The following is a 2,847-nucleotide window of genomic DNA, read 5'->3' as shown; positions in this document are numbered from 1 at the left end:
CGCGCGGATCACAGCAGCGCGGGCGGGCCGGCGGGACGCCGCGGGCCGTGGCCGTGCCGTGTGACCATGGCGATCTCGCGCCGGGCCGCCGCCGCTATGTCGATGATGCGCTCGGCGTGCGGCAGCAGCCGTAACCCTGCGTCCGTGAGGGAGAGCTGGCGCCTGCTGCGGTCGAACAGCTCGGCCCCCACGGCTTCTTCGAGGTTCTTGATCTGTGTGGTCACGGTCGACTGCGCGTAGTGGAGGTTCCTGGCGGCCCGCGTGATGCTCAACTCGGTCGCCACCTCACGGAACGCGCGCAGCTGCTGCAACTGCATGGACCAGCCCCCTTTTCTCTCGCACACGCACGGCGTCTTGCCGCCCCAATAATATACCAACCAACCCGTTTTTTTGTGGGGTGCGTCGTCGGGCGGATCCGGGCGGGTCAGTCGGACATCGCGGCCGGCGACATCAGGTCCCGGGCGATCTGGGGCAGCACCCGGTCCAGGAGTTCGCTCCCGTGCACGGCGCCCTGGGCGGTGCGCGGCACCTCGTCCACGGCCACGGCATGCGCGTACAGCTCCGGCAGATTGCGCTGGCAGGCGGCGAGCACGGCCCGGCGCCCGGAGATCTCCTGGCGGGGCGTCGGCGGTACGAACGCCGCGACGACCGCGCTGCCCAGTTCGGGCAGATCGGTGAGGACCACGGCGCACTCCCGCACACAGGACAGTTCGAGCAGCTCCCCTTCCAGGGCGAAGAACCCCCTCTCCAGATCCATCTCCTGGGCGTCCTCGAACAGGTCGGGCAGGTGCGGGGTGGCGGTCATCGGGATTCCTCCGTGGATGCCCCGGTCGTCAGGCCGGGGAGGGAATTTGACTGCTGCGGGGCAGGGCAGGGCAGGGCAGGGCGGGGCGGGGCAGAACAGGGCAGGGCGGGGAAGGCTGCAGGAAATCCGGCGGGCGACCGCTGGCCCCCCGCCTTCGGGCGGGGGAGGGGAACGTCAAGCGGAGATCTCCTGGTGCACGGTCTGCTCCAGCTGGAGGTTGAGGGTGATGATGGGGACCACCGCCTCCAGCAGCTCGGCGGTCCTGATCCGGCCGGTCGGGCTGTAGGGGATGGCGTCGACGGCGATCACGTGGGCCGGGATCGACGGCACCCGGCGGGCGCAGGCCGTCTTCAGGGCCGTATGGCCGGTGACCTCGCGTCCGACGGCGACGGCGATGAACGGTACGACGAGCGCCTCGCCCCCCAGCGCGGGCAGATCGACCCGCACCACGGCGGTGTCGCGCAGACAGGGCAGGTTCAGCAGGTCCGACTCCAGACGGAACAGCGCGGCGTCCATGGCGCCGTCGCGGGCCACCGCCGTCACCCCTGAGCCGCGGCCGGTCAGGACGAGCCGGCCCTGCTCGTCGAGGAGGCCGAGGTCGTCGGTCACCAGGAAGCGCTGCTGCCCTGCGCCCGCGTCGAGGGTGACGAAGGCGTCCTCGCCGTCGAGGTAACCGTCCATCACCTGGTGACCGGTGACGGCGATACGGCCCGGTCGGCCGGCGGGCAGCACGGCGCCTGTGTCGTCGAGCACCACGACGGTGGTGCCGAGCCCCGCCCGGCCGCTGCGCGCCCGGGTGACCTGCGACTCCTCCGGAGTGAGGATCGTGACGAGGCCGGACTCGGGTGTGCTGTGGACCAGGTGCAGCACCGGGCCGAGCCGCTCCCAGGCCGCATCCAGCGTCCAGCGGCCCAGGTGGGTGCCGGGCGTCACCACGCAGCGCAGCTGCGGGGTGTGCGCCGGGGCGTCGCAGGCCGGGTGGGCGAGCAGCGCGAGGAGCACCCCGGGGTCCAGCACCGCGGTGGTGACGCCTTCGCAGGTGAGCTGCGCGGCCAGGGCCGCGGGATCCCGCAGCGCCCCCAGCACCACGGTGGCGCCGACCGCGAGCAGCGTCCGCGTCAGTTGCAGGGCCAGCGGCTGCCACAGCGGCGCGGCCACGAGATGGATGTCGTGCGCGTCGAACCCGAACTCCTCGACCAGGTCGATCAGCGCGCGGGCCTCGGCCGCGGCGGCGCGCACCGCGACGCGCGGCCGGGGCCCGCCGGGTACGACGGTGAGCCACTCACGGTGCAGGGGAGAAGGAAGCTGTTGCAGCGGTTCGCTTCCCAGGAGCACCGGGAAGGCGGACCGCGTTCGCGGCGCCCCGGCCGCCTGCCCGGCCAGGGGGCCGCTCTCGCCGTCCAGGACGACCCGCAGTGCCCTGTCCGCGCCCGGCCACGCGCAGCGCTCCAGCTGCGGCTGGTACTCGGGGGCCACGAACACCGCGCAGGGGCCGAGCAGTTCGAGTGCGGCCCTGAGCCGGTCCGGCTCCTGCTGCGGGTCCAGCCCCGTGCAGGGGATGCCGAGCGTGGCGCAGGCCGCCATGGCGACCGTGAGCTCCCAGCGCGGGCCGGCGAGGAAGACCGCGCGGACCGGGCGGACGTCGGGCAGTGCGGTCACCAGACCCGCGGCGAACCGGTCCACCGCGTCGGCGAACCGCGCCCAGGACAGGCGCGTCGCCCCGTCCACGACGGCGTCGGCGTCCGGGCGGACGGCCGCGTGCCGGCGGATGTCGTCAAGCTTGATCATGTGGCTTCTCCGTGGTGGGTGAGCCCCTGCTTCAACGCGGGCCCCCGCGGAGCCCGACCCCAGAAAAACAAACCCGCATGCGGGTTTTCAAGTGGCATCGGAAAGTGTGATGAGAGGTCTGCTGTGTCAGGTGGCACTGTCGTCACGCACCCGCGGCCCCGCACAATCCCGGCGTCGGCACACCGCTCCCCTCCCGGAGGCACCCCTTGTCGGACGACCGGCCCGCCCCCCACCCGCACGCCGCCGCCCCCCAC

Annotated in this window: 3 protein-coding genes; all 3 read right to left on the bottom strand. The window is 73.2% G+C overall.

Translation table 11 applies throughout. The annotated features are described in order from the left end of the window. Window positions 1-8 precede the first annotated feature (8 nt). Complete coding sequence (locus tag AWZ10_RS33215; RefSeq protein WP_046708495.1) at window positions 9-317, bottom strand: LysR family transcriptional regulator; 309 nt, start codon at window positions 315-317, stop codon at window positions 9-11. A 107-nt stretch (window positions 318-424) separates the two neighbouring features. Further along, window positions 425-805, bottom strand: coding sequence for an AMP-binding enzyme (locus AWZ10_RS33210; protein ID WP_046708494.1), 381 nt, complete (start codon window positions 803-805; stop codon window positions 425-427). Between the two features lie 174 nt (window positions 806-979). Next, complete coding sequence (locus tag AWZ10_RS33205; RefSeq protein WP_046708640.1) at window positions 980-2,593, bottom strand: class I adenylate-forming enzyme family protein; 1,614 nt, start codon at window positions 2,591-2,593, stop codon at window positions 980-982. Between the last annotated feature and the right edge of the window lie 254 nt (window positions 2,594-2,847).

It is taken from the genome of Streptomyces europaeiscabiei (assembly GCF_001550375.1).
Classification (GTDB): Bacteria; Actinomycetota; Actinomycetes; order Streptomycetales; family Streptomycetaceae; genus Streptomyces; species Streptomyces europaeiscabiei.
The sequence above is the reverse complement of the archived record's forward strand: the minus strand, read 5'-3'. Positions and strand labels throughout refer to the sequence as shown.

What these genes read in the sequence shown, in the direction of transcription:
- AWZ10_RS33215 (WP_046708495.1), bottom strand. Translation starts at nt 317, where the DNA reads ATGCAGTTGCAGCAGCTGCGCGCGTTCCGTGAGGTGGCGACCGAGTTG.
- AWZ10_RS33210 (WP_046708494.1), bottom strand. Translation starts at nt 805, where the DNA reads ATGACCGCCACCCCGCACCTGCCCGACCTGTTCGAGGACGCCCAGGAG.
- AWZ10_RS33205 (WP_046708640.1), bottom strand. Translation starts at nt 2,593, where the DNA reads ATGATCAAGCTTGACGACATCCGCCGGCACGCGGCCGTCCGCCCGGAC.